Source organism: Candidatus Cloacimonadaceae bacterium, assembly GCA_030693415.1.
In the GTDB taxonomy this organism is placed as follows: Bacteria; Cloacimonadota; Cloacimonadia; order Cloacimonadales; family Cloacimonadaceae; genus JAUYAR01.
This window is the reverse complement of record JAUYAR010000155.1, coordinates 1-1,009: the sequence shown is the minus strand read 5'-3', so window position 1 is coordinate 1,009 and position 1,009 is coordinate 1. Positions and strand designations below refer to the sequence as shown.

Here is a 1,009-nt window from a genome sequence, read left to right as displayed (position 1 = left end):
GGCAGATCAAGACAGTGGGTCTATATCTACCTTGAAGCCCTGGCATCCATTGAAGTGGTCGATCTGAGGAATTATGTCTATGTGGTTATCTCCCGCAAGAACGTCCCCAAGATCGGCAGAAAAGTAATCAAGGGTATCCTGAAAATGCTGCGTGGTCTCAACAGCCTCGGTGGTCACAGGATAATAAACTAACAACCCCCAAGCAAACGAGGGTATTACTATGACGAAAGAACAGAGAGAACGCTACCTCCGGCAAGATATCCATGCCATGAGAGTGAAGAAGTTCAAGTGGTCGGAAGATGACCTGAAAGGACTTCTCAAGTACTTAGGTCTGGGCGACTCGCTTACCGCCCTGGATGAACTGATCCTGACCGAACTTAAGCTGATCCTGATGCGGGTGCGCCTCACCAACAAGCCTGATGAATACACCTATGACAATCAGGGGATGTACATGCATTCCCTGATGAAAAAAGCCAAATGGGATGAGTATAAGCTCAGAACCTTCCTGATCACCCATTACCGAAAAAGCCACTGGAACCTGCTATCCAAAGACGAACGCAGAGCCGTAATCGCCATGCTGCAGAACTACATCAAGAAAGCTTTAGTCAAAGAAGATGAAAACAACTCAACTGAGAATAGAAACATGAATAAAAAGCACAAGGAGACATCTAATGGACACCCCCAAGACTAAGAAGACAGCCGACCGCACTAAGACTGACGCTAATGGACAGAGCATCCCCATCTCGATTATCAAACCGGAAATCATCAAGCAGGATGCCGTCGTGACCAAGACCATCGAAAGAGCCAAGAAACTCCAGGATCGCATCATCAAAGACAAAGCCAAGCTCTTTGAGGAAGTGGAGCTATACCTGGAAGAGGTAGCAGAGAAGAACGGACTGGAATGGAAAGGCAATGCCATCCTCAACAGCTTTGATGGACAGTGCCGGGTCGAGATCAGGTTCAAAGAACGCATCCAGTTCGGCATCGAACTCCAACTCGCCAAGCAGAA

Annotated in this window: 3 protein-coding genes; all 3 read left to right on the top strand. The window is 47.8% G+C overall.

The window, feature by feature from the left end:
- The coding region (locus Q8M98_09840; protein ID MDP3115056.1) for a hypothetical protein at window positions 1-192 on the top strand (192 nt) is incomplete at its 5' end.
- A gap of 28 nt (window positions 193-220) precedes the next feature.
- Entirely contained in the window at window positions 221-691 is a 471-nt protein-coding gene (locus tag Q8M98_09835) for a hypothetical protein (protein ID MDP3115055.1), read from the top strand.
- A partial coding sequence (locus Q8M98_09830) for a DUF3164 family protein (GenBank protein MDP3115054.1) occupies window positions 672-1,009 on the top strand: 338 nt, incomplete at its 3' end. The genes Q8M98_09835 and Q8M98_09830, both read left to right, overlap by 20 nt.

What these genes read in the sequence shown, in the direction of transcription:
- Q8M98_09835 (MDP3115055.1), top strand. Translation starts at nt 221, where the DNA reads ATGACGAAAGAACAGAGAGAACGCTACCTCCGGCAAGATATCCATGCC.